Source organism: Providencia alcalifaciens DSM 30120, from assembly GCF_000173415.1.
GTDB lineage: Bacteria > Pseudomonadota > Gammaproteobacteria > Enterobacterales > Enterobacteriaceae > Providencia > Providencia alcalifaciens.
The window spans coordinates 101,682-127,375 of record NZ_ABXW01000017.1 but is presented as its reverse complement, the minus strand read 5'-3'; the positions used below and the strand labels follow the sequence as shown (position 1 = coordinate 127,375).

Here is a 25,694-nt window from a genome sequence, read left to right as displayed (position 1 = left end):
GAGTGCATTTATCATGCGCCTTGCAACACCTGTAGAATAACGACCAGAAAACAAAGTGTGAGCTATCAATTCATCCCTTAATCGCTCATTCACTGATTTCATGTTTCACCTACTATTGTCGGCTCTTGGTTGTTAAGCTCATCGACCACCATATCAATATCATCAGCGGGATCGATAACATCATATTTCTGTAAACTTCTCACCAAGTCAGACTTGCGTGTTGCACCAGATTGCCATGCAGCCACAATTTCACGGATCATCGAACTATCAGCAATGTGATTAACGAGGTCTTTGTTAATTTCAAAAGAAGTGTCTTTAGTATCTAAACCTAAGTATTCAGCGCACCACATTAACGCTTTGCTAAACGCATCTGAGACATTTGAGCAACAAATACTGAGAATAGAGGTTTGAGCACTTTGCTCCCCCACAGATTGAATAATCGTTTTGACTTTACTATCTGCAGAAACTAACTGAGCGCCTAAAGCCACCATGTAATCGCGCTTACTGTCCATAGCTTCTTTAGCCAACATATTTGGCTGAGCTTGAACGTATCCATAAGAACCTTTATCAGGCAATAAGATTGGTGAACGAGAGCCAACCATGACGCCTTTTTCTTGCAGCCAGTCGCGCCACTGCTCACTTAATCCACCAATGTAAGGCTGTACTTGCCCACAAAAAAACACTGAATCTTCGTAGTCTGCAGAATTTCGATAATGCCCTAGGTTGATTTTTGCTAGCCCTAACAATGGAGCTTCATCAATAGTGTGATCGTTATTCTGAGCGCCAATAAACGTAAATGGAATTTCATCCCAAGCACCACTACCTGCACGTTCAGGAATATATTCAGAGTGGATTTGATACACATTGCTGCCAGCTGGCTTGCGATATACTCTACAGATAAACTTGCCATCTTCTATCGCTAGTACTCGGTATTGAATGGTATCTTTAAATCCAAAACCATCCTCTTCCTCAACCATTTCACGAAGAACCACCAACGTTAATATGGTTCGACCGTTGATACGGTCTGCTCGCCAGTTAATGATATCCTCAGCTTGATATTGAAATATGTACGGGAGCATAGAGTCGCTGTTGTAATCAACATATAGCCCATGTCGTCCCACTTCCAATACCGATTCAAGAGAGGATTGAGCTAATTGGTAAATGCTTGAACCTGCGCCATCTGCATCATCTTTTAAACAAGACAGTTTTTCAGTAACCGCAACTAATGGGTCTTTCTTGAATGCCATCCCTATCATACCGTTACGAGTGTTACCTGTTATTGGGTAAAACACCGCACGGTCTTGATAGTCCTTATTACGTTTCTTTTTACGCTTGTTGTCTTGTTCTTCAAGTTCAGGAAGATAATTTTTTATGTCATCGCCACCCCGGCAAACAGCGCGAACTAACTCCCACTGAGGAGCAGCCGTTTTATACTCCGGTCGAGTAAAATCAACATTATTTATACTCATCAGAAGGTTGTTCCTAAGTTAATTTCGAATGCTGGTCGTTTAACGTTCCGTCTACTTACAGCAAAATATCTAAACCCATCAGCATCATGTGATGTGTAATCGTGAAGTGGTTTATCTTTCCAGCAACCTCGTTTGTCATCCCACTCTTTTCGATATGCTTCGAGATGAGCAATGCCTTCACCACATTTATGTTCGTCAAAGACACACAGAGGAAGAATTTCACGTACAGCCTCAATACCTTCATCAATAGAAAGCTTTGGCACTACGTCAAATTGAATCGAGTAAATTTGCCCGTCAATTTCATACCCTTCACGAGCTAGTTCTCTACGCGATTTCGCATCTGAACCAAATTCACGGTTATCAATATCATGAGGTCCATTATGACTCGCGTATGTGTAGCCTTTATCTTTCAGCACTTTCATATAATGTCTTAGACCTTCACCACTGTTTGAGTAATGGTCTATCACGTGGAATTCATTACCGACTTCACGAATAAACCAGATTGACGTTGAATCACCAACGCCGATATCCCAATACGTATGAACAGGTAAGTGAGAATTATCAGGAAGTGTGCCAATGCGTTTATTTTCGTACAGAAAGCGGAATTGCTTAGCATAGTAAGCACCTTCAACTGATTGCTGGAATGCCTCTGAGGGTATTGACGGGTATTCCCGCCTCATATCATCGCCAAGTGTTTTTTCTTTTGCGTAGTACCACGCTTTCTGATGCTCATCCAAGTGAATGCCATGCTTGCGGGATATCTCATCAAAATAATCAATTAATCGCTGCGGCAATTGCTCAACAGGATCAATCGCATACTCAGGATTCTTCCACCATGAAAAGAAAAAGAATTTCCAATCTAAGTTAGATAGAGTTTTACACTGAATTTGCGCTTTCTCGGCCGACTGACAATAATCATAAAAATAGCCCGCCCGCCCCTCAGCAGTGCTTTCAATTGTTGTAAAACAGTCACTTGATACAGCTTCAAACGCACCAGTAACTATCTCACGAGCTTTTTCAGGGTACTTTGCACATATCTTTCCGAACTCAGATACATGCAAGTATCGAAGAGTGCCACCACGAAATGACGTGCTGATATAAAGTGACCCGCCTTTACTAAAAACCAATTCACCAGCAGCATCATTACTCGCCGGATTTGCAGCTTTAATTTCTTCGGGTAGCTTTTCGTAGGCATACTTTATTTTTTCTCTGAATAACCGTTTGGCATCGTTCAGTGTATGAGCTATCAACGCACATTTAGCAGCTTCAAATAGCGCCGCATCTAATTGGATAATGCAAACCTCAGTCGTAAAACCAAGCTGACGAGCCTTTAGTATAATGTTTCGCGTATGCATCCCTTCAAAGTATTCAAGCTGCTCCGGCGTCATTTTAAATCGAACTGGCTTACCTTCTTTGTTGGTGATCCAGTACAAGTGATTCAGTCGCCAGAGCTTATCTCTTAATAATGCAAGATATTCTGGCTTCATGCTTATTCCTTCGATAGGTCGTCCATCAGTGACGATATAGAGTCGGATACTTTATTCTGCTGCGCGTCATCCAGCCCGTATGCCTGGCGCTCAAGTCCAATTAGGTTTTTAAGTGTCTCACTTAATGCTTTAGCAGATTTAACACGTTCGGGGAGGGAGATGATTGAATTGTAGAGTTCATTGAGTTTGTCTCGCCCATTGCTATCAGGCTCAAACATTAATTCACCTAGCTTCCTTAAAGCAGGTACATCCGTACATTCAGCAGATAGCTCATCAAATAAACTGTTGGTTAACTCCCTAGCCCTGCGAATATCACCCCTATGTTCCATACGAACATTGGCAATGACTTCAGCATTAGCTTCGATAAGTTGCCGCTCAGAAATAGCCTTCTCGGCGGCAACCAGAGTGGCAACCTCTCTTTTGGCAACCAAGTTTTCAGCCCTAGCCTTAACCTTTGCCTTTAAATCTCGTTCCCATCCTTCTTTCTTTGCCCGTTTACTTATCGCTTGATGGGTTATCTCATATTGAGAGGCTATTTCTCTTATAGACATTACGCCAGCTCGGTAAGCCGACTCAATAGCCTCCCAATCTGGTCTTTTGAACATTATTCACCCTCATGATAAATCAAAAAGCCAACACAAAAACAAGATTTGTATGATTTTACAAAAACCTTTAATTTGATTTAAATCAGAATAATAATAATTAAATTAATGTATTTTATATATTCATTGTTAATTTCATTGCCAAATACAATATTTAGTATTATTGCAATCTCCCTTATTGTGTTCGTTGCAATAAGGGATTTTTTATCTACACACTTATCTTTACATCTTAGTAGCCAATTATTTTGTCGATTGGTTTCACCAAAAACCTTGAAGTCTTTTAGCAAGAAAACAACTTGTCCTTCAAGTATGAATATTTCTTAAAGAATTTCTCATAACAAATTAAAAACTCACCATTTTGAGCTTTATTATTTACAATAAAAAACCCGCACTAGGCGGGTTGTCTATTACAGTAATTACATTTGTACTTGTTAATAAATTAATGTCGTAACAAGTAATTGACTTGTGATTCTATTGAAATATCAATACTCTTTGCCTGTCAAAACCATTAACACTAGCAAAGTTAAGGTATTCATCTAAAAGTTCTGGCGGCATAGTTGGTGTACGCGATAATACCCATAAGTAATCTTTATTAGGTCCCACAACTAGCGAATATTGATAGTTGTCATCAAGCTTAATAATGTTATAGCCGCCGTAAAAAGGACCGAAAAAAGACACTTTCAAGGCACCTACATCCGACGATTCAACAAAATAAGCTTTTCCTATACTCTCTTTCCACTTTTTCCCGTTTGAATCCCATCCTCTATTGACTACCTTTACACCACCATCATTGCGTAGAGAATAGCTTGCAGAAACTTTACTTAGCCCCTTTTCAAATCGATTATCTATTCTAGCCACTTCATACCATTCACCAAGATAGCGAGATAGCTCAAAATGTTTAATAGGGGTTATGTCAGATGGCACCTTAACACTACACCCATTAAGTAAAAGCATACTTACAAGCATAAAAACTGACTTTATCTGCATTACAACCTCACAGAAAATTTATCTATAAGATACTTTCGCATAAAAAAGAGTGTAGAGCGACTATAGTGATTTAATATTTCGTAACTATAGAGCCCTAGCATTTAAATAAAGTCATTGCCGCGCTAACCCGAATTACCCTAACCAGTGTGGTAAAGCGATTGATGATAATATTAAAAGAATACCGACTAAAAGGTATTGAAAAACATGAAGCATACGGATAAATAACTCTTTTAATATCATAGAGTGTACCCCTTATTGCTAATGTTATTTTATTATCAAAATGAATAGCACCACCTAAAATATAGCAGCTCTTTTTAATTTGTCAGATATCATATCTCACTAAAGCACTTATCTATTGCTTATAATCATCTATCACGTTACATATCGTTCCAATAAACAATCAAATTATTCTGCTATAATGAAAGACGACCTTTGTAGCTTATAACCTCACACAATGTAAGGAAGGAAGTATGATTAAAAAATTCAGTTTCCTCATATGCTCACTAGTTATCGTTATGAACTTGGCTGCCTGCAATACGACTAAAGGCGTAGGTAAAGATATAGAAGCCGGTGGAGAAGCAATACAAAGGGCTGCAGAGTAAAATCTTACTTTTACCCAACCCTTGAGGCTTAGATATAAATACAACCTCTTATGCCTCAATTTTCAAAAAATAAAATACCATGGCTAGCATTAATTGATAAAATCAAATATTTCACTTAAGACAGGTAATTAAACTTATCATAGTGTGTTTTTATTAACTGACTCTAACTTATAAGGGATATTACATATGAAAAGAAAAATAATTACAGCAATATTAATGACATTATTTATTCCAGTCATTGCGGGTGCTTCATGCGAAAGCGTTGTTGAAGAAATTACGCAAAAAATTATTAACAATGGTGTCCCAAGCGATAGCTTTACCATTACTGTCGTTTCAAGTGAAGAAGCAGCCTCACAACAAGGTACTGTTGTAGGTAACTGTTCTAATGAAACACAAAAAATTATTTATACAAAAAAATAATTCGCCCCAAAAGGGCTCGTCCGGAGCCCTTCCATTTTAATCGTAAAACATGGGCGTCTCAAATTATAGCTTAATAGAATTAGCTTAAAATCCTAACCAAAGTCACCCTTCTTGTGCTTGCTTCTGCATTATTCGCATTGATATCAATACAATTCTAGTTACCGCAAAAATATTCTGAAACCTCAAAAATACCTTTAAGACGGTCAAAATTGTAATATCTGATTGAGATTACTACCTTTTTCATGTAGTAGTCACTTATAGTTAATGTATAGTGGCGCTCTATTCATAAGCAGTTATTTTCTATTTTGCCCCGATATTTGGGGCTTTTGTTTTTGAGTTTTAAGTAATACTCGTTACTTAATGAAATTAATTTCTGAGTAGCTAACTTGCTTATAATAATAGATATTATTATGCTTGAACTCACTAAAACCCCGCAATTCCTTTCAAGTATTTCTTACCTTTAGGAAATTTACCTTCACCTTCTTGTTATCATCGAATCAATAATTCTTAATTTATAGCCATATATTACCGAGCTTTAATTCTAATTATAACTAACAGCTCAGTCACCTCTCAGGTAAAAAACAGCCTGTATAAATTAAAAACTGTTTCTATTCATTTTTCTTGTTTTTTATTGCTACCAAGTCGTTAACTTTCACTCATGGCGACCTAAGCCAAACTTGTTTGATTACAATGAGTTAATCAATCTAATATTAGTCATTTCTAATGCCAATCTGAAATATTTTGAAATAACTTGAAATAGATTGAAACATAGCGGATTTAAACTACACTTTTCATTCGATTTTATTCAAAAACTAACACTGTTATTTATTTTTCTGTGATGGATAGAAATGTACAGAATCAACATTGACTCAAAAAGCGGATATCTTATTGATTATAATCATGAAAAAAAGATATTAGAAATTAGTCACCATAAAGAAGGTGCTTACAGATATAAAAATGTGCCATATATTGAATATCAAAGATTAGTTGTAGCTAAAGATAAGAAACAACATATTGACCGATATATTATTGGGAAATATGTATTGATAAAAGACGTTTGATTATATAACTACTACTTTCCCTCAGCATTGAGGGAATTCTTATTTCTGTTAAGTTAAATATTTCTACCTTTCATCGCGAGTTATCCATACCCTCTAACTTAATTAAATAAAACTTATCTCAAGCATTCCATCAGAATGTAATTCTGCAAATACAACGTCTGTTGTTCGTTTTCCGTCATCATTTCTCTGAGACGCCAATAATCTTGTTCAGCTGCTTCACTAAGTCGTGCGGGATTTTCATTGCTTCCGCTCTCGGAGGTATTCGCTGCGGGTTTTGGACATTTGGCGTTGACGTACACGCGCTTAGTGCCATTACTAACATCATTGCGCAGCTTATCAATTTCAGCTTTTGCATTTGATAGATCCATTGTGTGAGTTTTGTCGAGTTCATGAAGTAAGTTAATGCGTTTTTGGTAATCCTCATTAATTTTGACCTGCTCTGTCAACTCAACGAGTAGTCCGGCATTTTTGGTATTTAACTCACCTATCCTCTCGTGTTGTTTCCACATTCCCCATATCGCTATCAATGCGACAATAAATAACAATATGCTGACTTTATTCATGGCGATTACCATAGAGACGTTTAAAAATTAACTTGCCGACCTTTGTAATGATCGATAGCTTTCTGGCAACGCTTTTCTAAACTTATCTTGTCAGTGCCACCACAAGTGTCGTCTCGAAGTGCGTATACGCCAATTGCCCAGTAGATGGGTAGACAGATAATAAAGGAGGATAAGCATAAGCAAACTCGCCAAGACACACTTTTTTTTCTACCTCTCGTCTCGTCATTAGCCCTTTCCACGCCTTCCCCCCTGCATATATCCAGCGTTTTAGTTCATGACATGCGCCAGCTTGGTCACCAGTATTAAGTTTTTTAAGTAATGTTGAGCGCGAGAAAGCACCTATTCCCACGTTATAAGTAAATGAATAAAGTGCCGCCCTGGTGTAATCAGGAATATTGATTTTAATTAAGGGGTTTACTGCTTTAGCGACGATTGCTAAGTCTTTTTCCAGTAACTCGTCACACTCGACTTTTGTATAGGTTTTCGTCGGAATAATGTCAGAACCTGTATGCCCATAACACACCGTAAGAACACCACCTACATCACGGTAGGGTTTGGGCTCATATCCCTCAAAATTAATCACCATTGCAACAGTTAATGCCATCAGCCCACCTGTCACAGCGGCTATTTTTATTTTATTTGGTATCTTTGCCACTGTTAGCCTCTCTTAATTTGAATTCTTTCCGTTTGTAGTACCAATTCACCAAGAAGGTAGCGACAGTACAGATAATCCCAATGAGCACCGCCCACTGGTCTAGTGATAACGCCCCAGCTGCAGTAGTGATAACTCCAAGAGCATAAGAAAAGGGGCTAGAGTATTTTTCGTGCATACGCATATCCACCCCTGCGGAGTGTTCCGATGTTTAGTTAATAGAAAGCCACCAGCAATAGCAGCTAGATTTAGATTAATGAATTTAATCAGTATTTGAGATAAGTTAGATATTCCGCCCAATGTGACTTACCGAAGGGATGGCTGATTAACTACGAATTTTCACAGATCGCTACCTTTTGCATGTCGGCGATCTGTTTTTCTAATGCTGTTACTCGTTCCTCTAGACCTAAATCACAACTAGTGACAATAACGCCTAAAAATTCACCTTCATTTTGATTACTCATAACTACCTCTCTTAAACGAAAAAAGGCCACGCAATGCGTAGCCCTTGGAATTTTTTGTTGTTGAATTACTACCTCTACTTAAAATGATAGTAACTAGTATTTATCCTTTTTTTCAAAAACGCTATTCTCAGCTTGCATATCAGTCATGCATTCAGGACAACTAACAACAGTGCTCGCAGTCATGCTTTCAACTTTCTGTATTGCACCATACTCACCAAAATAATAACCAACATAAGCAGCATTACTGTGTTGAATAAGTTGCGGGCATACTTTTTTATGCAATACGACTATTCCATCGCGATCACTTTTCGTTAAATAATAATCCATAACGGCCTGCTTTATTCATTTCCCCGTTATTTCAACCTAGCAAATAGGTAGCTTCGTATCAATGAATAGATCTAGCGCAGATAAATAATTGGAAGAATATATGGGTAGGTACTCAACATTCGCGTTATCCACAATAAAAAGGTAACTCCCAGCTTTGCGGGTAGATTTCAAGAGCGGCAGTACTACCACTTGAAGTTACCTGATCGTTATAGAGTTACACATTAAAACAATGTTAAAAATAATCATAAAATCTTCAAATATATCTCATGATATCTCCATACTTTTTTAGTGGTTATTTAGTAATCTAAAAAGGCAATCTAGCATCTATCCATTAATTATAATTATCAGGAGTCAGATTATGAAAGCTATATTCCCACTACTTCTATTAATCCCTATCATTGCGATTGCACAGCCAGGATCATGGAACAACTCAAACAATCCTCGGTGGCAAGATACAACTAATGAACGCCCATTTAATCAAAATAGAGCTAATATGCAGAATATGCGTAACATAAATCAAGGATCAGCCGTAAGAGGTCCTAGATTGTTAGACTGTTCTAATACTACCAACGTAGCCTTGTGTGAAAAACACAATGAAGCTCTAAAAATATGTGGTACAGAGAGGGGTCCAGTACACGCACAATGTATGCAAGATGAAATGTATGGACGAAGAAATCAATAACTTACTCATCAAGTATTTATTACATTACTTTATTTAGTACACAATAATCATTATGTAAAGGCATTATATTAGTTGTAGCCTAATCTAAATTTTCTAGTTTTAAATTGTTTATATTGCCACCCACTGGAGTGGCTTTTTTTTGCCAATAAAATCCCCGCATTGCGAGGTTTCATTCTATAAGTTCGGTTACAACGTATTCACTCTTATCACACTAGCATTGATTTTGCGTAGCGCACTAATACTTTTTTCACTATCTACCGTATTTTGTTTCCCCATAACTTCACTATGAGTGATGGTGACGACTAGATCATCAGATGTGCATTTGACACGATATTTTCTAACAAACTGGGGGGCAGTTTTTCCGTAAAAATACCTTTAACAAGACGCTGATCTTTCTGATGTACTTCAAAAGAGATTGAGCCATTAAGCTTTGGTGCCGTAACTTGGATTGTTTTCACTTGATGCCTCTCTTAAACGAAAAAAGGCTACACAATGGCAGCCCTTGGGATAATTTTTTAATAAAATAGAAAGTTACTGATAGAAAATCATCAATGTACAAACGCCCACAAATAAAGCAACCATACCGTGTAAACAGGTGGCTATCATTGCCCGTTCAGTATTTACATGGCTCTTTTTCCGGTTACCTAACCACTCACCCAAGGCAATTATGAAGCAAAAAAAACAATAAACCCCAGCACCAAAAATAATAAAAACCATCCACAACCCTCGGTCAAGTGCTGACCATCCTCCAGAGTTATTATGTGGGCTAACTTGATTGATGATTAAAGCAATGATAAATGCAATAAGACCGAACCAAAATGCATTTAGAATTCCTTTCCCTGCGACCTTATATTCTACTTTTTCCGTATCCATATATTTTCACTCTTATTGAAATTTAGCTTAAGTTTGGCACCGCTGTAATGCTAAAGTAAAAAACGGAAAACGGCTAATAGAAAAACGGTTGGAGGCATTATTCTAACGAATAATAAAATACAATCACTTAACTTAAATGGAATTTACCATGCTTGGTGGTCTTGTTCAGTTATTAACAGCTATCCCTATAATTGGGTTTGTGGTCTCATTCATAATTATTGTTTCATCCAGCCAAAGCAAAGGGACTTTCGGTATATCTATCGGTGTGATACTGGCATTTCGCTCACTTATGTTGCTCATGTGGACATCTAACCTACACTAATATTAAGCCCATCAGCCTTGGCATTCTCCACAATGAAAAGGTAAGTCCCAGCTTTGCGAGTCGATTTAAAGAGCGGCAGACCTACCATTTAAACGTTATAGAAAATAAATAAAACGTACAGACCGACTTTGTGGATTACTTTGTACTTCACTCTTAACCTTTGGTAGCATCAATAATTACCCTTTAAAAACAGGATAAAGAGTATGCGTAAAAACAAATCTATATTAGTATTTTTTATTATCGCCTTAGTAACAGGTTGTTCATCGAACACTAAGCCCCAATCTAAGTCTGACACTTGCGTGATAAAGATGGATACTCCCGAAGGTAACTTACCCGGTAAAATAGAGCAATCCAGTGGAAATGGTCCTGAATGTAAAGCGATTGAAAAAGCTATAGATAAAACTATCTAGCATATGAATTAGACAGAAGCTGGCAAATAGAGTTTTCATTATTGAGAATGCAAAAAACCCCGCAAATGCGAGGTTTTTAATAATAGCCAATCAAGTTACTAACATGCTTGCGCTTTCATAGCACTTTTGCAAAAAATGCATTTAGCGCCATGTGGATTATTTACTGAAATATCAAACTGTGACGTTCTATATTGAGATCCACTACAGCAAGGACATTTAAAGTACAGATAGACTTTTATAGTGTCTTTAAAGCGCCACCACGTTTGCCGCAGCTGGACCTTTTGCACCATTCTCTACTGAGAAGCTAACTTTTTGTCCTTCGTTCAGCGTTTTGAAGCTGTCGCTTTGAATTGCAGAGAAGTGTACGAACACATCTTTGCTACCATCAGCAGGAGAAATAAAGCCAAAGCCTTTAGATTCGTTAAACCATTTTACTAAACCAGTCATTGTATTAGACATATTGAATTCCTTTGAATTTTTAATTGTTGCCACATGGCGTATAGGTTTGATGTTTCTTGTTACTTATGGAACTAATTAGGAGGAATTCACTACGAATGGGTATCTATGGGATAACGCTAAACGGGGAACTTTCAAAACTTGCTTTCATAAATAGGTCTGTACTTCCAAACCAGTGATATTATTAAGCCACACAAATACAGGGATAGCAAATTTAATTTTCACTCTCACCGCAAAAGAGTTGATTTTGCTTAAGACACCACACATTCACCATCAATAACTTTTTCAAACAAATCATGTTGATAGTCAATTTCTTATCAACCCAATTATTTTTTGCAACAGTATTGATTTGATTAACTGAGGTTGTATATGAAAAAGCCTCACTAGGTGATTTATTTAAATATGGATGATTTCGTTCATCCCGACAGTTATACGCTAACATAGCTCTTAGGTTCAATATTCATATGACAGGACAATCCAATCATACGAATAACTTTGAAATTCTAGAGTGTTATTTTTAATATCATAACCCATATCGCAGTCTTAATGACTGAGGATATGGATGAAAGTACTTTTGATTATTCAAATAGTTATCAGGATATTCAGATAAATAGTGCGTTATTAATGTTAAGGGTGCCAATAAAGGCTGTGTTCCTTGTCGATACTCGAGGATTAACTTGCTTAATGCTTGTCTTTGGTTTGATGTTAGATAGCGTTTAAAATAACCTTGGATATGCATAAGTACATTAGTATGATTGCGCCTAGTTGCTTGGTGCTGTAATAAATTCATAAACTTATTTCGATACTCATCAAAATAAGAGTCGATTGAATCCCATTCATTGTTACTAGCAACAAAACGACCAAGTTCTCGATAAAGAGGTTGTGAATGAGCCAATAAAAGGAGCTTATATCGAGTATGAAAGTCGATTAATGAGTGACGATTGAAGGCGTTTTTCTTTAGTTCATTTAGCTCATAAAGAGCAAATACCCGTATAATGAAATTTTCGCGAATATGGGGATCACTTAACCTACCATCTTCCTCAACTGGTAACCAAGGCATAACTTTGAGTAATTGTTCAGTAAAAAGCCCCATTCCAGATTTTTTATTACCATTGCCAACAGAATCATACACTCGAACCCTTTCCAAGCCACAGCTAGGTGAGTTTTTACATACAATATAACCACTTAAATCTGAAAGCCTACTCAAATAGTCAGTCGAAAACTGAACCATTTCTTCAGTTAAATCGCCTTCCCGACCATCACTGAATTTGAGTCTAACGTTATTATCTTCAGATTTAACTAGCCTCAATGCGGGTCTAGGTGTTGGTAAGCCAATTGCCATCTCTGGGCATGCTTGTTGGTATTCGAAATAATCTGATAACTCATCTACAGCAAAATGAAAGCACTTATGACCACCATCAAATCTAACGCTATCACCCAATAAGCATGAGCTAATACCTACAGTGATTTTTTTACCTAATGTATTGCTCATATCACTAGAGGTAAGAAGATTAACCATCATTGCCACCTTATATGAAATCACTTATATACGAAATTGATTTATAATAATAATTGAATTCATATTAGTAACATTGCACTTTATTTACTAGCTTTATAAATCACTACTTCACACTCTAATAAAACAAACAAAAAAGCCCCACTGAAGTGAGGCTCATAAGCTGCTGACGTTGTTGTCATTCTTATCACAATATCAGCTATTTTACGATCGTAAAGTATTTTATTAAATCTTCTCTACATACCTATCTAACTCTAATTTTATATCTAACATCATCAACATTCCGTCAATAACACCCTCTGCTTTCTGAAGTTTTTTCCCTATGTGAGTATCTGAGCATTTATGTTCTCTAGCTAGCTGCATGAATGTTTTCCCAAATAAATAATAATCCAGTAGCAAGTCATGCATATGACGGTTCTTTTTATTTAATTGAGCCATACAGCTAGAGATAATCATTGCATCGTCGTCACAACATTGAAGTCGAGATTTAACCTTATTAGGTATTAAGCGACTAAAGCCTGCTGCTGTAGAATACCACTGAACTGACTCGACATTATTCGCAGCCCATGCGCCCCACATTTCTAGTACCTGTTGAATATTACGCATCCGTTACCTCGTATTAATTTGCGAGCTTTTGCCGTCGGATTCAGCGTTAATATGTTTAGCTATAGAAATGGCACTATCTGATTCTTTGGCGAGATTTGAAGTGCCTCTATCTCTTGTCTTGTACATAGTCATTAATCGCCCATTTATCACAGCATGATTTTCAGCATTAACATCGGTAGAGTATTTTTTTACTGTCGCGCGATAACATCCTAAGTACCTAGAAACCTTTGCCATATTTCCATATGTCCTAATAAGCAATTCAGGTATAGTCGTAATTTCAGCTTTCATAAATCCCCCATCTGGTAAGTGATCCCCTGCTGATACCAATCAGGCAATGTGAACTCAATCCGACCTATTACACCGCTAGCCCGTAGCGCCTGAATCCTTTTAAGCTCAATCTTCATGTGCTGATATAACTCATCCATTTGCCACGGTTTCAACTTCACTGAAGTACCGTCTAAACGAGCTACGCGGTCAATCGTCATTTCGCTGTAAGTGATAACAGCGTGAGCATTGAATTCGTGTGGGTCTTCGCCGAGTTTTCGATGGCAACCTACGCAGTGAGCGAAAGCATTAAAGGGATGGTATCGGGTTGATTTGTGTCGTCGTGATTTGAAATGTGAACAGTGGAGTTTTGAAGGTTCGTGTCTAAATTGTCTTCCGCAGTAGTCGCATTCATAATTTGCTCTTTCCCGGACCAACTGCGAAAACACAATATCGTGCTTGTCGCGTTTTAATGCCATTTATTTCTCCTGAATACCCCACTCAGCGACTACAATCACAACCATAGGGCTTTCGCTTAGTTCTATCGTCCTCATAGTATCTACTGCATGCGGTAATATAAATTTGCGCTTTAACATTCCAGCACACTTTCTGACCGCATCATTTGATTTATGAATAGCCCAGCATAATTTAAGGGTAGTAAGTGCGCTCATAAACACTTCAGCCTCATTTCTCATCTCTCTTGTTGCTCCTTAAGTTTCATATATTCCGAGTTATTGGGAATGATGATTGGGATGCCTTTCTCAATACACCATTGTTCATGCTTCTCCATCATTAGAAGCATCCGTGCTTTATCCATCTTGCGGGTTTTCTCACGCTCTCCGTTTTCATCACGACCTAACCAGAGACCGACAAAATATTCATGAGTTTCTTCATTAGTGATTGGCTTTGATAGAACGACTTCACCTGCCCCATTTTTAATATCAATGACAACGCCACGCGCACGTAGCCAATCGCCTGTGGTTTCTATCCACATGCGCCATGTTCTGTTCATTGGTATTGTTCTGAGGTCACGCCATTCAGTAATTCTGATTCGATATCGCTTACCGGTTTCTGTTAATTCTGAGAGGGTTTTGAATATGCCTTTGAGATTAGATTTGTGGAGACAGATGCCATCTGTCAATTAGCCTCCTATTTTACCCTTGCGAAAATTAGTTTTGAGGCGTAGCCTAATAACGTTAACTCGTTAATTAATCAGTTTTTACCTAGCTGCCATCGTATAATGGCTATTACCTCAGCCTTCCAAGCTGATGATGTGGGTTCGATTCCCACTGGCCGCTCCAATCGTCTTATCAGCCACTTTATCCCAATTAACTCTCAACTCCATTGCTAAGTTTAGCTATCAACTCATTTTGCCAAACCTTGATATAAGCTGTTCCACGAGGGAAGCATCTCAATAATTTTTTATTCAATTTACTTTGAATATTTAAGTAGTTCATCCCATTGAGCTTATGTCCTTTCTTTAATGACAGTACCTTACTATTAATATAACAATTGTTTTTTTCATCTAGCTTATGGTCTTTATGAAATAAAACACTCATTCTGTAATCTCTTAGCCGACAGCACTGTGATATTCAACATTCAAGTCATCAAGGCTAGCGTTACCTAAATTAGCCCAAAAGACAATCGTAGCCTCAGCATCCAACGCACACTCTGCTAACATTAGCTTTTCAAATGGCTTTCCATTCCATGTGCCGGTAATGTTGTATACCGCTTCGTCATTCATCTTAAAACTCCTTATGATTCTATGTGTTACTTGAGTCCATATTTGTTTTTCCAATCGGCAATGATTGATAACGCTTTGTCACGCTTAGTGGGTATCACTAAGCTTTCAAGTTGCAAAACTGGATCAGGGATTTTCTCACCTAATTTAATACGATTAGCCATAGTCTTAAGCTCAGACGCGCAAAGTTTTATAACCTCTGAATCCGATAAGTTTCGACTTCGCATTTCTGAGTAAATTTTAGTGACCATCCAGTAACAAGCGTTCGACTGCCAATTAAATCTACGCCAACCTCGCTCAGAGCAATACTTCTTGAACATGTCGTATAGTTCAGTTTCCGTGGGCAATCCGAGCTGAGTAAAGTCTTCCTGTTTGCACCACTTGATGAATTGACCGACTGCGGGGAAAAAAGGCGAATCACTTGCCCTCGCGTGTCTCATTCCGTTTTGAAGTTGCTCGCGGGTAGTAATTCCATTTTCAGCAAAGGCGGCAACCCACTGTCGCTTAGCCGCGAGCTCGTCACTTTCATTTTTAAATATGGTGTTTACTGCGGCAGGAAAGATTTGTTTCAGGTTTCGGAATAACACATCAACGAGTTGCTCAGCTTGTGGGTTTACTATTTTTTGCGGCGTACTGTCTTGAGCAATTTTAGCCAGTGCGCCTGCATCACGATTAGCAATTGCAGTTGCCAAATGAGATTTCATATAAATTCATTCTCCCATGCTTCACGAGTATTCCAGCTTTGTGTTGGCTCTTGCTCTACAACTCGTTTGTTTCGGTTTGGTTGCTGACTTTGAATGACTAAAGTCGCCCATTTCTTGCGAAGTTTTGCAGGAGATAACACAACGCTACACCAGAACGAATCGCGGTTAGCCCATTGGAATAATCGGCAAATATCTTTGTGTGAATACCCGTCTAATTGCCTCATCAAGCGAATATCATTAGCCCATGATGACCAGTTTGGCTCTTTGGATGTAGGACTGATTATCAACACTTGCGAGTAAATCCATTGTGCTGCCTTCAAGTCGTCAGCATTTCCCCACTTGTTACCTTTGGGGGAACAAACAACAGCATCAGCCTTCAAGGTTAAAATGTTATCCAGTGAGTGGTCAGAGGATTCGTTAGAATTCTCTGACGAAAAATTATTAATATTATTGTCTTTGGTAAGACTGTTTTTGGTGTTGGGTGATTTCGCCAAACTAGAAACCTTTTTTTGCCCAACTTTTTGGGCGATTTCGCCCAACTTTTTTTGTGGTGTTTTTGGGCGTTTTTTGGGCAGTCTTTCTAACTGCCATTGCTCAAGATTTACGTTGACACTTACCAGCTTAAATCCGCCGATTTTTCTGAGATTGATAATTTTTCTCTCAGCCAAAACCTTTAACGCATTACCGATATCAGAGTCATCTAACCCTGTCATTTCTGCTAGATAGGTGTTGGTTACCTTATCCTCTGATTTATTCCAGCCATATGTGCAATCAATCACAGCATCGAATACCTGATGCTCTCTTCCAGCCATTTTTAGCTTTGGCTTGAGCCTACTGATACTGGTAGCTAGACGCATATAGCCATTATCAAGACTAGCCACTTGCTCCCCCGATTTATCAGCCAATCGTCGCTTATTAGCAAAATCCACATGCCTAACAATACTCATAGCGACCTCCATATCGATTTGTGATGTAATTCATTTTCATATATAATTACCTTGCGAAATTAAATAATTAATGCGCCTCAGTTGCTCCAACAACTGGGGCGTTTTCTCGTGTAAGCAAGCGTGAAAGCTCGCCAATTTGCTTCCACAAAAAGCGATATTCCTCTTCACTAATTTTCTTTTCACCCGGCAAAACAAAATCAATTACCCCTGCCGCTGCTAATGTCTCACATAGCTCAGGTATCTTTTCGGTTCTACGAGTGATAGTTGAGTCATGAACGCCTAATGATTTAGCGATAACTGTTTGAGATGTTGTTCTGATAACTTGATAAGCGGTTGCCACCAAGTGATTGGATACAAATCGGTTAAACGATTTGCGTGAATTTGCGTTTTCCATAATTTATATTCCTTCATATATAGTTAGTCCGTTACCCACGATCCTGTGGGCGTTTTTATACTTGGTAAATCTGCCGCTTTATCAGCGGCTCCGTAGCAGCAAAAAACTGCGATTGTTAAAGAGCCGTAAATCTATGATGTTTTAGGTGGGAAAACATCATCTAGAGAGCATTTTGCACCAAGTTTTTGTAGCACTTCGACAATTACTCGACAATCATTCAGACTAGGTGTTCTGATGTTTGACTCGTAGTTTGCAATTCGCGATTGCCCCCACCCGATTGATGAAGCTAAAACAGCCTGAGAAATTCCTAGTTTTTTTCGCTGTTCTGCAATGTTATTCATTATAAATATCCTCCATGTCCACTTATTACATTACACACAATATGTGATTAGGTGTCAATCACATATTGTTTGAATACTTGAATCACATTTTGTGTTAAAAGATAGACATGAAAAAAATAAATGAAATTATCGGTGAAAGACTGAAGTCTATTCGGGAATCAAGAGGCTTAAGCCAAGCGCAACTTGCAAAGCTGTGCGGATATTCAGCAGCCTCTAGAATTGGAAATTATGAACTTGGGGAAAGAAAAATAAGTGCTGATGATGCATTGGTCATCAGCGAGGCGCTTGGTGTATCACCAGCAGAGTTAATGTTTGGTACCCAAAGTGATCAAGTTATTAGTAATTACGAATACCCATTGCTGACCAAAATTCAAGCAGGCGCATTTACCGAAAATAGCAACTCTTATACAGAGAAAGATGCTATTGCATGGATACCTACAGCCAAGAAAGCAAGTGAACGCGCTTTTTGGCTTGAAGTTGAAGGTCATTCAATGACAGCAGCACAAGGAGGTAAACCTAGCTTTCCTGAAGGAATGTTGATACTTATTGACCCAAAAGAGCCTGTGAATGTTGGTGATTTTTGTATCGCTAGGCTAAACGGTAACGAATTTACATTTAAAAAATTAATAAGAGAATCAGGACAAACATTCCTTGAACCTCTTAACCCGAAATTTGATTTAATCCCAATAAATGAAAACTGCGAAATCATAGGTAAAGTTATAAAGTGTCAATGGTCTGATGACACATTTTGAGGAGAAAGCATGGCATTCAATGATATTGAACTAGCAAATATTGAAAAGTGCATGGAATTTTTCTTAGAAAAACGCCGCCCAGCAGAACATCTCAGAGATGAGCTCGATTTACAGTATCGTATTGAAGATGACTCGGTCGTTATATTCGAGGTTAGACAGCTAACATGGAGTGACTCAAGAGTAGAAGAACCTGTAGCAAAAATAATACATAACAAAATCACAGGCTCTTGGTCACTACTATGGATGGATAAAGACAGTAACTGGCATCATTACGATGAAAAAATGTTAGGCAGCTTTTCAGATGCTATTAAGCTTGTAGAAGATGACTTGCAAGGTTACTTTTTCGGCTGACGACACACTTTAGTGTGTGCATTTGTTAAATATTAATGGATGACTAATAGTGGCAAAGTGTACTGATTATCAACCTAGCCAAGTAGAAGTTGACAATATCCTATACTGTGAAAAGTTCGTTGACTTCTCTGGTGTTAGCTGGACGGAAAAACCGCCCCCAAACAGACCACTTTTATGGCTTCAAATGAATATTTTGCCATTAGACAGCGATGGAATACCATTGCAAGGCTTAACTATTTTAATCCAATGGAAACCTGATCATGAGCCAAAGCAAGATGGCGATGAAATATTTCCAAAGATTAATATTGTAGCACTTTATAACAAGAAACGAATTTTTGCAGTTGATAGCTATCCATTTGATGGACATACAAATAGATATAAAGTAGATCATCCTGACTTTGTAAATTATATTTTAGGTGCCCACTACCATGTTTACTATGAAGAAGCTGGGCGCTATAGTGACGTAGGATTCCCAATTAAAGAAGCTATAAAATCAGATGATATCAGAGGGTTTTGGCAGTTTTTTTGCAAACATTTAAATATAAAATGCATAGGTGAACTCCCTATACCTTTAGAAGATATATCTGGACAAATAGGATTACCATTATGATGTGCTCAACAGTCATATCTAATCTTGGTTTTGAATGTCACCCTATAGGTGCTGAATTACTAAGAATCATTAGCCCATTCACTTTCTGTGATGATGGGGAGCATGTTGGCGCCTTCGTAAAAGAAATTAATGGTAAATATCTTGTAAGTGACCGATGCGACGCACTAATGAATATGGAAGCACGGGGCATTTCACTTACAAAAAAAAGAATTGATGAAATACGTAGCTTTATAAGCCATCAAGGCGCAGAACTTAACGACAGAGGTGAAATTGTTAGTTGGGCAACAGAAGAGACAGTTGGGTCAGCTACATCTAATGTAATCAGAGCTGGTATATTGGCCTCCACCTTATCTATTGATTGGCATCAATCGGTCAGAGTTGAAAAATTTGAAAGTGAAGTTATAGATTATTTATATCACTCCAGCTTAAAAGATAATATTTCATTGAAGTCTAATGTATTAGGAATGAGCGGGCATAACATAGTCATTCCAGTAACAGTTAATACAGAAGTACCAAAGTATCTTTTTACATCTAGCGTAAAACAAGGTGGAAGCTGGAATAGTGCATACTCTCTACTTGGTAAGCTAATTGATCTAAAAAATGCAAACGCCACATTAAATAATCGATATGTTGTTGTTGATAGCGAATCAATTGGTGCTCAAATGCAACAACTATCTCTTTTATTTAATGAAATAAGCCATGTATTACCTTTTGCCAAAAGAGATAAATGGATATCTAAGCTAGCCGCATAACTTTCACTGCCCAAGCCCTCCCCGCGAGGGCTTTTTTGTATATAGAACCCACAGCCATCTAAATGGATAACCATATGAAAAAAATCATGATTTTATCAGCTTTAATTTCGTTAACTGCCTGCTCTTCAGGAAAAAATGAAAATCCGCCAACACAAGTAGGAATGGCTAACCCTGCTTCAGTTTATTGTGCAAAATTAGGCGGAAAACTAGATATAGTTAACACCAACGATGGACAAGTCGGATATTGCACCCTCCCCTCTGGCGAAAAAATTGAAGAGTGGTCTTTGTACAGAAGAGATCACAAATAAACATAAGAGCCCTAAGGGACTTTTTTTATGCCTTCCCCCTACGAATGTGAATAAAATCACAAATCGTGTCTAAAAATAAAGTTTTTTTCATTTAAAATCATCACGTTAATATCTAAACCCATAATTGAACACAATTTGTGGTTGACATTTAAATCACGATTTGTGAATATTATGAGCATCAACGGAACACAGCTCGTTGATGTTCTTTAACAACGATGATAGTGAGCTGTGTATTAACTATCAGAATGGAGTCGCTGATAAAGCGGCAACCTTCTCAGAAGGTTTTTGTGAGAATAAGGTGTTCACTCACTCCAGAGAGCTCTGCCCAGACATGAGAAACCGCCCTGTAAAAACAGATATAATCAAGGATTTCAATCCTTATTCTCACCAAAACCAACTATTTGGAGGGCATATGGCAACTATTTATGTGAAAAAATCACGCAAACCTGAATTTTTGCGCGGATTATCTAGAAATAGACGTCACGCTAGACGAAAAGCTGAAGCTATTTCGAAAAAAAATATTGAAATGAAATTGGATTCAATATTTCCAACAAGAAAAAATGTAAAACCAATTAGCCGAGTTGAAAAAGCAATTTCAATTCGCAGTACTAAAGTTTATGACTCAGTAGATAATACCTGCTTACCCAACGCTAGTATTTACTCAGCCAAATATCGTAAATCAGGAACGTTATTAGAATCTGGCAAAGTAACGGCAAGAGCTTAAAAGCCCATTCAGTGAGTGAGCTATGGTGAGTAACTAGGAGGAAATGAAAGTATGTTTTAAAGAGTTTACATCACACGGTAGACAGGTTTTAGTAAAAAAAGCGCATAACCCTGATGAGTCAAAACTATCTGTTCGTTTCTGTTGGTTTGAAGAAAACTTTCAAGTTAAATTCGGAACTTCTTTTAAGTTCAATGACGTCTGCGAAGAAAGCTTTAATAAATCCAAACCCTTAGAGATAAGTACGTCGAAGTAATCAACCAAGAAGAGACCGACAAAGTTGTGGCGGCAATCATGCCAGAAATTTAATCATTCATCGAATAGCAATACTTACTCTAGCGTCTTTACGAGGGCGCTAGGTTGAATAATAGGAGGTATAGAATGGCTGGTAAAAAAGTACAGTTACATAGAGTAAAACTTTACGGTAAAAATTTTTATTTTCATGAGAATTCAATTTCTGGGTTCTGGGAAGATGATGAAGATAAAGAAGATATCAGATCAGCAATTATGCTAACTAGCGGTAGTGACTTAGTTTATCCCGTACCGCTATCTGAGCTACTAGAACAATTAAAAGAAATTATTGATTTTCAGCTACCTTAAAAGGTATCTAAGAACGCTTTCGATGGAGGTGGGTTTTCTTTACTCCATTGCTTCTTGGCGACTTCATAGCATTCAGGATATAGAACTTCAATCTCAGCCATTAGTTGCTCTGGTGTCTTGATTGAATTTTGTTTAGTGGCTAATGCTAGAGCCATATCAAAAGCAACCCTTTCTACAGGGTTATGTTCGGTAATAACATTTTTAGACATCAATTCAATCCTCTCTATCTCAGGGGAGGAATAAGTATATCCAATTTATTACTGGGAAGTAATAAACCTCAGCTGCCTGACGTGGTTAAAAGCAGGCAATTTGATATTTATTTTACTCAAAAAAAACACGCATAAGGAGGAAAAATGCCACACGCTAAAGCATCAGTAGATATTAATTTGAAACTCATTCTGTCTGATGAAATGCAACCAAAAGTAAAAGGTATGGCTGAAATATCCGTACCTGAAAATGAGCCAAATATTCAAATGCTATTGGATGAATTTGTGAAAAATCTAATCGGGAACACAGCGGTGAAAACTGCACTCAAAAAAGCCGCATTAAAAACATTAGTCAGAGACATTATCCATTAAAAAAGACTTACCTCTTTCATATTTAATCAAATAAATATCACCAACATCAGGGGACTTTCTATCGCTATCGCAAGATAAGTGAGGATTTCGCACATCCGGAGATAAGCATGAATATTGATAAATACAAACTTTGTTTAGCTCAATCACAAGCTGGAATTGCTCGTTATCTCAAGGATGAGAACGGATGGAGCGAAGCAAATGAAACATTAAAAACCGCATATGGAGTCAAGCATGAATGCAAAGCAGAAATACATAAAACAGCAAATATTCGCCCTACTGCGCGAGTCTGACATGACTGATAAACAAATAGACGAATTAGTTGCTGATTGGAAATTTAAGCAGCAATGCGAAAAGACAAATCGAATTCTTCGGCAAGTTAATTCTCGTGGAGCATACGCATTCACGTAAGGATGAGCCATGAGAATTCAAATATATAGCCCTGACCCTAAGTTTGATATTGGAGAAATGGCTATTGATATTTATAACGAGATTGACGGAGAGGAACTTCGGCAACTATCGGAATCAACCAAGGATAGGATTCTAAAGAAAATACAGGATGTATTGGAAGAGAGGCTTATTCAATGAACGAAGGTATTTATTACGACATTTCAAATGAAGACTATCACCATGGATTAGGTATTAGTAAGTCACAACTTGACCTGATAGATGAATCTCCGGCTGATTTTATATGGCATAGGGATGCGCCAGTAGATAACGAAAAAACAAAAGCTCTAGATTTTGGCACGGCTTTGCATTGCTTATTGCTAGAGCCTGATGAATTTCAAAAAAGATTTAGGATTGCACCAGAAGTAAATCGTAGAACCAATGCAGGGAAAGAGCAAGAAAAGGAATTTCTTGAAATGTGTGAAAAGGAAAATATCACACCAATTACCAATGAAGATAACAGGAAGTTATCACTCATGAAAGATAGCGCGATGGCTCACCCAATAGCTCGATGGTGCCTGGAGGCGAAAGGAATCGCTGAAAGCAGCATCTATTGGAAAGACAAGGATACGGACATTCTTTGTCGTTGTAGACCGGACAAGTTAATCGAAGAGCATCATTGGCTAGTTGATGTAAAAAGCACTGCCGACATACAAAAGTTTGAACGCTCTATGTATGAGTACCGATATCACGTGCAGGACTCTTTCTATTCGGATGGATATAAGTCACTAACGGGTGAAATGCCTGTTTTTGTTTTTCTTGCCGTAAGCACAGTCATTAATTGCGGGCGTTATCCAGTCAGAGTGTTCGTATTAGATGAACAAGCCAAATCCGTTGGTCGCATCACTTATAAACAAAACTTATTCACATATGCAGAATGCCTTAAAACTGACGAATGGGCAGGCATTCGCACGCTATCTCTGCCTAGCTGGGCTAAGGAATTAAAACATGAGCACACCACCGCTAGCTAAAACTGATTTACAGAAAACCCAAGGAACAGAAGTAAAAATAAAAACTAAATGAACAAAAACTTGTAGAGTTTATTAATCAGCCGGGAATGAAAGCACAATTAGCAGCAGCATTACCTAAACATATCACATCTGACCGCATGATTAGAATTGTCAGCACCGAGATTCGCAAAACTCCCTCTCTCGCAAATTGTGATATTCAAAGTTTTATTGGTGCTGTAGTTCAATGCTCACAATTAGGATTAGAGCCGGGTAATGCATTAGGTCATGCCTACCTTTTACCCTTCGGTAATGGTAAGTCAGATAACGGTAAATCAAATGTTCAGCTCATCATTGGCTACCGAGGAATGATTGATTTAGCAAGGCGTTCAGGTCAAATCATCAGTATATCAGCCAGAACAGTGCGCCAAGGCGATAACTTTCATTTTGAATATGGGTTAAATGAAAACTTAACTCATATACCCGAAGGAAATGAAGATTCACCAATTACCCATGTTTATGCTGTTGCTAGGTTAAAAGATGAAGGTGTTCAGTTCGAGGTTATGACCTATAACCAGATAGAAAAAGTTCGCGACTCAAGTAAAGCGGGTAAAAATGGACCATGGGTTACCCACTGGGAGGAGATGGCAAAGAAAACAGTCATTCGCCGACTTTTTAAATACTTACCTGTTTCCATCGAGATGCAAAAAGCCGTCATACTTGACGAAAAGGCTGAGGCAAATATAGAACAAGATCACTCTGCAATTTTTGAGGCTGAATTTGAAGAGGTAGATAGCAATGGCAATTAATCTATTCATCGTTACAGCTCACTTAGGGCAAGATTGCGAACAACGATGGACTCCTAATGGAAAAGCGGTTGTATCATTCAGTCTCCCTGTAAAGCAGGGTTACGGTGAACACGAGAAAGTATCGTGGGTTATCTGCAAGATGTTTGGCTCTAAAGCTGAAAAGCTACCTGAATACTTAACCAAGGGGACAAAGGTTACAGTAACTGGTGAGTTCGTCATGGAAGAATGGACAAGCCAGAGTAGTGAGAAGAAATCAGCACCAGTAATCATTGTTGATAAAATTGAGTTTGGCAATAATCAGGCAGGAAGCCAACAGCCAGCGCTACAACCTCAACAGCCACAGCAACAAGCTCCGCAGAATGACCCGCCTATGGGTTGGGATGACGAAATTCCCTTTGCCCCTATCGGGCTCCCCTATCCTAGCCACGCTATTTATATGATTTAACCAAATGATATAACCATGATTTCATCATATAGATTTTCTTTTTAAGACTGCTAGTATCTAATGCTCAAGTGCATTACATAAGAGGCAAAAAATGGCTACATGGGATATAACAAAAAGCGAAGTTACATGTAAAGGTTGCGGAACTAAATATTTAGAAACCAAACACCAATTACCAATGAGAGAAAAAGGGTCATACAACTGTCGTGTATGTGGAGAAGAGATAAACCGCTGGAATGGTGGAGTTGATTATTCATACACAAAAATAGACGAATAACAGTAACTCTATATACTTCCACCCTGCACTAGCAGGGTTTTTTATACCTAAAATTCAGAGTAACAATTCATGCCAATAATCGGATATGTATTACTGCTTGTAATGCATGGTTCTGCTGTGTCTGTATCTGAACAAATATACACATGCAAGAGTATGAGGGATGTAGTTAGGCTTAAAAGAGAGAATCAGCAATGTCATTATATTTTAAATTCA

40 protein-coding genes, 1 tRNA gene and 2 pseudogenes are annotated in these 25,694 nt (G+C 38.0%); 19 read left to right on the top strand and 24 right to left on the bottom strand.

The genetic code is table 11. The features are described from left to right. Positions 1 to 98: 98 nt before the first annotated feature. The 4 genes from PROVALCAL_RS05585 to PROVALCAL_RS05570 form a co-directional block, all read right to left on the bottom strand. Positions 99 to 1,469, bottom strand: coding sequence for a DUF4055 domain-containing protein (locus tag PROVALCAL_RS05585; RefSeq protein ID WP_006658162.1), 1,371 nt, complete (start codon positions 1,467 to 1,469; stop codon positions 99 to 101). Then, positions 1,469 to 2,956, bottom strand: coding sequence for a terminase large subunit (locus tag PROVALCAL_RS05580; RefSeq protein WP_006658161.1), 1,488 nt, complete (start codon positions 2,954 to 2,956; stop codon positions 1,469 to 1,471). Before PROVALCAL_RS05580 ends, PROVALCAL_RS05585 begins: the two co-directional genes overlap by 1 nt. Before the next feature lie 2 nt (positions 2,957 to 2,958). Further along, the gene (locus PROVALCAL_RS05575; RefSeq protein ID WP_006658160.1) at positions 2,959 to 3,561 is read right to left on the bottom strand and encodes a hypothetical protein; all 603 of its coding nucleotides are present in this window, start codon (positions 3,559 to 3,561) and stop codon (positions 2,959 to 2,961) included. Between the two features lie 468 nt (positions 3,562 to 4,029). Next, a complete protein-coding gene (locus tag PROVALCAL_RS05570; protein ID WP_006658158.1) occupies positions 4,030 to 4,545 on the bottom strand; it encodes a lipocalin family protein in 516 nt (171 codons plus the stop codon). Between the two features lie 470 nt (positions 4,546 to 5,015). On the opposite strand from PROVALCAL_RS05570, the gene PROVALCAL_RS05565 reads away from it, so the two are divergent. From PROVALCAL_RS05565 to PROVALCAL_RS05555, 3 genes are all read left to right on the top strand, one after another. Continuing rightward, complete coding sequence (locus PROVALCAL_RS05565; RefSeq protein WP_006658157.1) at positions 5,016 to 5,147, top strand: entericidin A/B family lipoprotein; 132 nt, start codon at positions 5,016 to 5,018, stop codon at positions 5,145 to 5,147. Positions 5,148 to 5,333: 186 nt separating this feature from the next. Then, complete coding sequence (locus tag PROVALCAL_RS05560) at positions 5,334 to 5,567, top strand: DUF1161 domain-containing protein (protein WP_006658156.1); 234 nt, start codon at positions 5,334 to 5,336, stop codon at positions 5,565 to 5,567. Positions 5,568 to 6,415: 848 nt separating this feature from the next. Further along, positions 6,416 to 6,628, top strand: a complete 213-nt coding sequence (locus PROVALCAL_RS05555; protein ID WP_006658155.1) for a KTSC domain-containing protein — start codon at positions 6,416 to 6,418, stop codon at positions 6,626 to 6,628. Positions 6,629 to 6,741: 113 nt separating this feature from the next. On the opposite strand, the gene PROVALCAL_RS05550 is transcribed toward PROVALCAL_RS05555, so the two are convergent. The 6 genes from PROVALCAL_RS05550 to PROVALCAL_RS05525 all read right to left on the bottom strand — a co-directional run bounded on the left by PROVALCAL_RS05550 (position 6,742) and on the right by PROVALCAL_RS05525 (position 10,189). Continuing rightward, complete coding sequence (locus PROVALCAL_RS05550; protein WP_050788072.1) at positions 6,742 to 7,191, bottom strand: lysis protein; 450 nt, start codon at positions 7,189 to 7,191, stop codon at positions 6,742 to 6,744. Between the two features lie 82 nt (positions 7,192 to 7,273). Next, positions 7,274 to 7,846 (bottom strand): lysozyme, encoded by a 573-nt coding sequence (locus PROVALCAL_RS05545; RefSeq protein WP_006658153.1) that lies wholly within the window; start codon positions 7,844 to 7,846, stop codon positions 7,274 to 7,276. Further along, positions 7,827 to 8,027: a phage holin family protein gene (locus tag PROVALCAL_RS05540; RefSeq protein WP_006658152.1), complete on the bottom strand. Its 201-nt coding sequence runs from the start codon at positions 8,025 to 8,027 to the stop codon at positions 7,827 to 7,829. The genes PROVALCAL_RS05545 and PROVALCAL_RS05540 overlap by 20 nt, the downstream gene beginning before the upstream one ends. Before the next feature lie 145 nt (positions 8,028 to 8,172). Beyond that, on the bottom strand, positions 8,173 to 8,307 hold the full coding sequence (locus PROVALCAL_RS20155; RefSeq protein ID WP_262362027.1) for a hypothetical protein: 135 nt from the start codon (positions 8,305 to 8,307) through the stop codon (positions 8,173 to 8,175). A gap of 93 nt (positions 8,308 to 8,400) precedes the next feature. Next, positions 8,401 to 8,634, bottom strand: coding sequence for a hypothetical protein (locus PROVALCAL_RS05535; RefSeq protein WP_006658150.1), 234 nt, complete (start codon positions 8,632 to 8,634; stop codon positions 8,401 to 8,403). Positions 8,635 to 9,847: 1,213 nt separating this feature from the next. Then, positions 9,848 to 10,189 carry a hypothetical protein gene (locus tag PROVALCAL_RS05525; RefSeq protein ID WP_006658147.1) on the bottom strand — a complete coding sequence of 114 codons (342 nt, stop codon included), beginning with the start codon at positions 10,187 to 10,189 and terminating at the stop codon, positions 9,848 to 9,850. Between the two features lie 525 nt (positions 10,190 to 10,714). Between PROVALCAL_RS05525 and PROVALCAL_RS05520 the strand changes: the two genes are divergently transcribed. Continuing rightward, the gene (locus PROVALCAL_RS05520; RefSeq protein ID WP_006658146.1) at positions 10,715 to 10,921 is read left to right on the top strand and encodes a hypothetical protein; all 207 of its coding nucleotides are present in this window, start codon (positions 10,715 to 10,717) and stop codon (positions 10,919 to 10,921) included. 116 nt (positions 10,922 to 11,037) lie between these two features. Here the strand turns inward: PROVALCAL_RS05520 and ymcF are convergent. The 8 genes and pseudogenes from ymcF to PROVALCAL_RS05480 all read right to left on the bottom strand — a co-directional run. Then, a pseudogene (gene ymcF, locus PROVALCAL_RS20295) lies at positions 11,038 to 11,211 on the bottom strand (cold shock small protein YmcF); the annotation flags it as partial. Then, the gene (cspE, locus tag PROVALCAL_RS05515; protein ID WP_006661258.1) at positions 11,168 to 11,380 is read right to left on the bottom strand and encodes a transcription antiterminator/RNA stability regulator CspE; all 213 of its coding nucleotides are present in this window, start codon (positions 11,378 to 11,380) and stop codon (positions 11,168 to 11,170) included. The pseudogene ymcF and the gene cspE, both read right to left, overlap by 44 nt. Positions 11,381 to 11,900: 520 nt before the next feature. Next, a complete protein-coding gene (locus tag PROVALCAL_RS05505; protein WP_039861651.1) occupies positions 11,901 to 12,896 on the bottom strand; it encodes a YbgA family protein in 996 nt (331 codons plus the stop codon). Between the two features lie 222 nt (positions 12,897 to 13,118). Continuing rightward, a complete protein-coding gene (locus PROVALCAL_RS05500; protein WP_006658141.1) occupies positions 13,119 to 13,499 on the bottom strand; it encodes an antiterminator Q family protein in 381 nt (126 codons plus the stop codon). 3 nt (positions 13,500 to 13,502) lie between these two features. Beyond that, positions 13,503 to 13,787, bottom strand: a complete 285-nt coding sequence (locus PROVALCAL_RS20200; RefSeq protein ID WP_006658140.1) for a hypothetical protein — start codon at positions 13,785 to 13,787, stop codon at positions 13,503 to 13,505. After that, a complete protein-coding gene (locus tag PROVALCAL_RS05490; protein ID WP_006658139.1) occupies positions 13,784 to 14,242 on the bottom strand; it encodes a hypothetical protein in 459 nt (152 codons plus the stop codon). Before PROVALCAL_RS05490 ends, PROVALCAL_RS20200 begins: the two co-directional genes overlap by 4 nt. Further along, positions 14,243 to 14,434, bottom strand: coding sequence for a DUF7740 domain-containing protein (locus PROVALCAL_RS20325; RefSeq protein WP_473086656.1), 192 nt, complete (start codon positions 14,432 to 14,434; stop codon positions 14,243 to 14,245). Positions 14,435 to 14,454: 20 nt separating this feature from the next. Continuing rightward, positions 14,455 to 14,904 (bottom strand): NinB/YbcN family protein, encoded by a 450-nt coding sequence (locus PROVALCAL_RS05480; protein WP_039861650.1) that lies wholly within the window; start codon positions 14,902 to 14,904, stop codon positions 14,455 to 14,457. A gap of 85 nt (positions 14,905 to 14,989) precedes the next feature. Here PROVALCAL_RS05480 and PROVALCAL_RS05475 point away from each other — a divergent pair. Then, a tRNA-Gly gene (locus tag PROVALCAL_RS05475) sits at positions 14,990 to 15,064 on the top strand. Positions 15,065 to 15,333: 269 nt separating this feature from the next. On the opposite strand, the gene PROVALCAL_RS19730 is transcribed toward PROVALCAL_RS05475, so the two are convergent. The 5 genes from PROVALCAL_RS19730 to PROVALCAL_RS05450 form a co-directional block, all read right to left on the bottom strand. Further along, positions 15,334 to 15,507: a subtilase-type protease inhibitor gene (locus tag PROVALCAL_RS19730; RefSeq protein WP_006658135.1), complete on the bottom strand. Its 174-nt coding sequence runs from the start codon at positions 15,505 to 15,507 to the stop codon at positions 15,334 to 15,336. 26 nt (positions 15,508 to 15,533) lie between these two features. After that, the gene (locus PROVALCAL_RS05465; protein ID WP_006658134.1) at positions 15,534 to 16,208 is read right to left on the bottom strand and encodes a replication protein P; all 675 of its coding nucleotides are present in this window, start codon (positions 16,206 to 16,208) and stop codon (positions 15,534 to 15,536) included. Next, complete coding sequence (locus PROVALCAL_RS05460) at positions 16,205 to 17,155, bottom strand: replication protein (protein WP_226890308.1); 951 nt, start codon at positions 17,153 to 17,155, stop codon at positions 16,205 to 16,207. The genes PROVALCAL_RS05465 and PROVALCAL_RS05460 overlap by 4 nt, the downstream gene beginning before the upstream one ends. 67 nt (positions 17,156 to 17,222) lie before the next feature. Then, positions 17,223 to 17,549, bottom strand: coding sequence for a hypothetical protein (locus tag PROVALCAL_RS05455; protein WP_006658132.1), 327 nt, complete (start codon positions 17,547 to 17,549; stop codon positions 17,223 to 17,225). A gap of 131 nt (positions 17,550 to 17,680) precedes the next feature. Next, the gene (locus PROVALCAL_RS05450) at positions 17,681 to 17,890 is read right to left on the bottom strand and encodes a helix-turn-helix transcriptional regulator (protein WP_006658131.1); all 210 of its coding nucleotides are present in this window, start codon (positions 17,888 to 17,890) and stop codon (positions 17,681 to 17,683) included. Positions 17,891 to 17,997: 107 nt separating this feature from the next. Here PROVALCAL_RS05450 and PROVALCAL_RS05445 point away from each other — a divergent pair, with 107 nt between their 5' ends. From PROVALCAL_RS05445 to PROVALCAL_RS05410, 7 genes are all read left to right on the top strand, one after another. Beyond that, complete coding sequence (locus tag PROVALCAL_RS05445; RefSeq protein ID WP_006658130.1) at positions 17,998 to 18,642, top strand: LexA family protein; 645 nt, start codon at positions 17,998 to 18,000, stop codon at positions 18,640 to 18,642. A gap of 9 nt (positions 18,643 to 18,651) precedes the next feature. Beyond that, positions 18,652 to 18,993 (top strand): DUF3024 domain-containing protein, encoded by a 342-nt coding sequence (locus PROVALCAL_RS05440; RefSeq protein ID WP_006658129.1) that lies wholly within the window; start codon positions 18,652 to 18,654, stop codon positions 18,991 to 18,993. A 49-nt stretch (positions 18,994 to 19,042) separates the two neighbouring features. Then, positions 19,043 to 19,603 (top strand): hypothetical protein, encoded by a 561-nt coding sequence (locus tag PROVALCAL_RS05435; RefSeq protein ID WP_006658128.1) that lies wholly within the window; start codon positions 19,043 to 19,045, stop codon positions 19,601 to 19,603. Next, a complete protein-coding gene (locus tag PROVALCAL_RS05430) occupies positions 19,600 to 20,355 on the top strand; it encodes a DUF1828 domain-containing protein (protein ID WP_006658127.1) in 756 nt (251 codons plus the stop codon). Before PROVALCAL_RS05435 ends, PROVALCAL_RS05430 begins: the two co-directional genes overlap by 4 nt. A 74-nt stretch (positions 20,356 to 20,429) precedes the next feature. Continuing rightward, positions 20,430 to 20,663, top strand: a complete 234-nt coding sequence (locus PROVALCAL_RS05425; protein ID WP_039861649.1) for a putative hemolysin — start codon at positions 20,430 to 20,432, stop codon at positions 20,661 to 20,663. A gap of 199 nt (positions 20,664 to 20,862) precedes the next feature. Further along, positions 20,863 to 21,387: a transcriptional antitermination N peptide gene (locus PROVALCAL_RS19965; protein ID WP_006658125.1), complete on the top strand. Its 525-nt coding sequence runs from the start codon at positions 20,863 to 20,865 to the stop codon at positions 21,385 to 21,387. 378 nt (positions 21,388 to 21,765) lie between these two features. Next, positions 21,766 to 21,984 (top strand): hypothetical protein, encoded by a 219-nt coding sequence (locus PROVALCAL_RS05410; RefSeq protein ID WP_006658123.1) that lies wholly within the window; start codon positions 21,766 to 21,768, stop codon positions 21,982 to 21,984. On the opposite strand, the gene PROVALCAL_RS05405 is transcribed toward PROVALCAL_RS05410, so the two are convergent. Continuing rightward, entirely contained in the window at positions 21,981 to 22,193 is a 213-nt protein-coding gene (locus PROVALCAL_RS05405) for a hypothetical protein (RefSeq protein WP_006658122.1), read from the bottom strand. The genes PROVALCAL_RS05410 and PROVALCAL_RS05405 overlap by 4 nt on opposite strands. Positions 22,194 to 22,337: 144 nt before the next feature. Here PROVALCAL_RS05405 and PROVALCAL_RS05400 point away from each other — a divergent pair, with 144 nt between their 5' ends. From PROVALCAL_RS05400 to PROVALCAL_RS19460, 7 genes and pseudogenes are all read left to right on the top strand, one after another. Continuing rightward, positions 22,338 to 22,562: a hypothetical protein gene (locus PROVALCAL_RS05400; protein WP_006658121.1), complete on the top strand. Its 225-nt coding sequence runs from the start codon at positions 22,338 to 22,340 to the stop codon at positions 22,560 to 22,562. A gap of 107 nt (positions 22,563 to 22,669) precedes the next feature. Further along, positions 22,670 to 22,852 carry a hypothetical protein gene (locus PROVALCAL_RS19235; protein ID WP_006657618.1) on the top strand — a complete coding sequence of 61 codons (183 nt, stop codon included), beginning with the start codon at positions 22,670 to 22,672 and terminating at the stop codon, positions 22,850 to 22,852. Positions 22,853 to 22,979: 127 nt separating this feature from the next. Continuing rightward, positions 22,980 to 23,147, top strand: coding sequence for a hypothetical protein (locus PROVALCAL_RS19725; RefSeq protein WP_006657620.1), 168 nt, complete (start codon positions 22,980 to 22,982; stop codon positions 23,145 to 23,147). Further along, entirely contained in the window at positions 23,144 to 23,977 is an 834-nt protein-coding gene (locus PROVALCAL_RS05395; protein ID WP_006658119.1) for a PD-(D/E)XK nuclease-like domain-containing protein, read from the top strand. Before PROVALCAL_RS19725 ends, PROVALCAL_RS05395 begins: the two co-directional genes overlap by 4 nt. Beyond that, positions 23,955 to 24,762 (top strand): annotated as a pseudogene (gene recT, locus PROVALCAL_RS05390) (recombination protein RecT). Before PROVALCAL_RS05395 ends, recT begins: the two are co-directional and overlap by 23 nt. Beyond that, a complete protein-coding gene (locus PROVALCAL_RS05385) occupies positions 24,752 to 25,207 on the top strand; it encodes a single-stranded DNA-binding protein (protein ID WP_006658117.1) in 456 nt (151 codons plus the stop codon). Before recT ends, PROVALCAL_RS05385 begins: the two are co-directional and overlap by 11 nt. Before the next feature lie 91 nt (positions 25,208 to 25,298). Beyond that, positions 25,299 to 25,481, top strand: a complete 183-nt coding sequence (locus tag PROVALCAL_RS19460) for a hypothetical protein (protein ID WP_080547031.1) — start codon at positions 25,299 to 25,301, stop codon at positions 25,479 to 25,481. Positions 25,482 to 25,694 lie beyond the last annotated feature (213 nt).